Source organism: Streptomyces sp. LS1784 (assembly GCF_020103755.1).
GTDB lineage: Bacteria > Actinomycetota > Actinomycetes > Streptomycetales > Streptomycetaceae > Kitasatospora.
The window spans coordinates 1-2,838 of the sequence record NZ_JAHSQD010000803.1 but is presented as its reverse complement, the minus strand read 5'-3'; the positions used below and the strand labels follow the sequence as shown (position 1 = coordinate 2,838).

The following is a 2,838-nucleotide window of genomic DNA, read 5'->3' as shown; positions in this document are numbered from 1 at the left end:
GCACGCCGTCCGACGGCAGCACCCCGTCCGGTGCCACCGCCCCGTCCGGCTGCCCGGCCCGCACCGTCGCCTCGTTCATCCGAGCAGCCCCCGGTAGTCCTCGTCCGCCACCGGCCACCAGGGCAGCTCCCGCACCCGGGGCGCCGGCGGCTCGGCCTCGCCGCTCCAGGACGGCGGCGGGACGGTGGCCGCGGTCGACCGGAACTGGATCTCCAGGATCCGCTCACCGTCCGCCTCCCGGCCGATCCGCTGCAGGGCGATCCGCTTGAGGTACTGCTCGGCGAGCGCGCCGCGTGGGGAGGCCGCGGCCTCGTCCTGCGGGTTGTGCGAGGCGTCGTAGAAGTCCCAGGCCCGGCGCAGCAGGTTCTGCTCGACGTGGCTGGGCGCCGGGTTGCCCCGTATCGCGGCGACGTCCTGCGCGGTCAGCCCGATCCAGTCGTGGGTGCGGGTCGTCCCGTCGGGCGCGACGGTGCGGACCCGGGCGTCCACGCTCACGTTCTGCTGGAGCGGGTTGGGCGCGAACAGCTTCCAGTTCTGCTCGAACTCCGGGTACACCACGCCGTCGATCTCGTCCCGGTACTGCCGGGACACCGAGTTGGCGGGCGCGACGTGCAGGAACACCGCGGCGAGGAACAGCCCGGTGCCGCCGGCCAGCACCGCCCCGGCGAAGCCGAGGACCAACTGCGCGGGCCTGGACCAGGCCCTCCCGGAAGCCGGCCGGTCCGTCGTCTCGGTCATGGCACCCCCGCCCGGTCGGCGGGCGCCGGCCCGGTGCCGGCGCGCTCGCGCGCGCCCATCCTGCCCCAGACCGTCAGAGGACGAAGGCCTCCTGGCCGGTGCTGCTCACCATGGGACGGCCCGCACCCTGCCAGGCGTGCATCCCGCCGTCGACGTTCACCGCGTCCCGGCCCTGCTGCACCAGGTACTGGACGACCTGCGCGGAGCGGCCGCCGACCCGGCAGAGCACGTACAGCTTCTCGTCCGGCAGCTCGCCGAGGCGGGCGATCACCTCGCCGATCGGGATGTGCAGCGCGCCGTCCACGTGGCCGGCGTCCCACTCGTCCTGCTCGCGCACGTCCAGCAGGGTGGCGTCGGCGGGCACGGCGGTGGCGTCGGCGGAGGGGATCTGCGGGAACATCGTGTGGCTCTCCTGATGGGGGTACGTCCCGGCCGAAGGCTGGGGGACGGTCGGGTGCGTGCCATTGTCGCCCACCGGCGCCGTGCCACGGCCGCCGGAGGACGGGCCGTCCGCCGGGGCCGGGCCGCCGAGCAGCCGTTCCAGCTCGGCCTGCCGCTCGGCGGCCTTGGCCAGCAGCTCCTCGGCGAGCTGCTCCAGCAGCCGGTCCGGATCCTGCGGGGCGAGGGCGAGCAGCTGACCCATCGGGGTCTGCTCCAGCCGGACCTGCTCGGCGGCGGTCTCGGCGATCTTGGCGGTCAGCCAGTCCAGTCGGCGGCGCAGCCAGTCCGGGCGGTCGGGGGAGTCGACGGCGGGCGCGGCCTCCGGCGCGGTGGACCACTCGGCGGCCAGGGCCCCCAGCGCGGCCGCGTCCCCGTACGCGTAGGCCTCGTTGACCCGGGCCAGGAAACCGGCCCGGCGCTGCTGCTCGGCCGGGTCGGTGGTCAGGTCGGGGTGGGCGCGGCGGACCAGCTCGCGGTAGATCCGCTGGGCCTCCTTGCCGGGCCGCACCCGCTCCGGCGCGGCGGGCGGCGGCGGGGCCGCCTCCCCGTCCTGCCCGGACTGCTCCCGCACCGAGTCGAACAGCGCGTCCAGGTCCGGCAGTTCCTCGACCTGCCGGCGCGCCTCGGCGGCCCGGCGCAGGTCCTCGGGACGGCCGGTGCGGGCCGCCACGGCCTCGGCGACCAGTGCGTCCAGCTCGTCCAGCCGGGCGTAGAGCGGGCCGAGCAGCTGGTGGTGGATCAGCGCGAAGTTGTCGATCTCGACCCGCAGCGTCTGCACGTCCACGTCCATGCTGAGCCAGGCCAGCTCCGCGGCGGCGACCCGCTCCTCCAGCTCTCCCCCAGCCTCCGGCCGGGGGTACCCCCAGCGCTCCGGGTCCGTCCAGCGGGCGGGGCTCTGTGCGCTCACTTCTCGCCTCTGTCTCGTCCGGCCGGCTGCGTCCTGCGGACCACCCGTACGGGCGGTCCGGCCTGCCACCCTACCGCCGTGGTCGCAGGCCCCGTCCGGGTGAACCAGGGGTACGGACCGGCGCGCGGCACGCGACACACAACCGATCCTGAGGAATCTCCCCGTTTCGGTGTCGAGTCCGGCCCGGTCCGTGCTTCGCTGGTATCCGCACAGCGTGCCTTCCTCCGGAGAGACGGCCGCCCTCGGGCGCGGCGGCCAGGCGGGAGCAGAGCGGATCCATGGTGGCCGAGTCCAACTCCACACCGCGGCCGGCGGGCGACGGAACCGCGTCGGGTGACCACCCGACGGGTGTGGCCGCCCTGGTCCGGCTCGCCCCCGTCCTGGTCGACCGGTCCGGCCGGATCGCGCAATGGGGCCGGGCAGCCGAGGAGCTCTTCGGCCACCGCGCCGAGGTCGCCCACGACCGCCCGGCCTCCGGCCTGCTGCCCGCCCTGGACTCCCGGGTGCTCGAACGCTGCTCCGTCCGCCGCCACTGCGACGCGTTCGACACCCTCGCCGAGCGGACCGCCGACGGCCGGCCCTGGATCGGCCGGCTCACCGTCACCGACCGCGAGGAGCACCAGCGCGACGTGCTCTGGTGGGCCTACCCGCTGCCCGGCCCGTCCGGCGGCCTGCTGGCGCTGGCCGCCGACGCCCGCCCGCTGCGCTCCACCGGGCCGCGGCTCGCACTCGGCGAGCGGCTGCTCCCCTTC

General features: G+C 76.0%; 3 protein-coding genes. 1 reads left to right on the top strand and 2 read right to left on the bottom strand.

What is annotated here, in order from left to right:
• Positions 1-75 precede the first annotated feature (75 nt).
• Positions 76-738 (bottom strand): DUF5819 family protein, encoded by a 663-nt coding sequence (locus tag KS423_RS42620; protein ID WP_224285069.1) that lies wholly within the window; start codon positions 736-738, stop codon positions 76-78.
• Positions 739-811: 73 nt separating this feature from the next.
• Positions 812-2,086 (bottom strand): rhodanese-like domain-containing protein, encoded by a 1,275-nt coding sequence (locus KS423_RS48295; RefSeq protein ID WP_224285068.1) that lies wholly within the window; start codon positions 2,084-2,086, stop codon positions 812-814.
• A gap of 278 nt (positions 2,087-2,364) precedes the next feature.
• Here KS423_RS48295 and KS423_RS42610 point away from each other — a divergent pair.
• Positions 2,365-2,838, top strand: a 474-nt coding sequence (locus KS423_RS42610) for a PAS domain-containing protein (RefSeq protein ID WP_224285067.1), incomplete at its 3' end; no start/stop codon positions are given.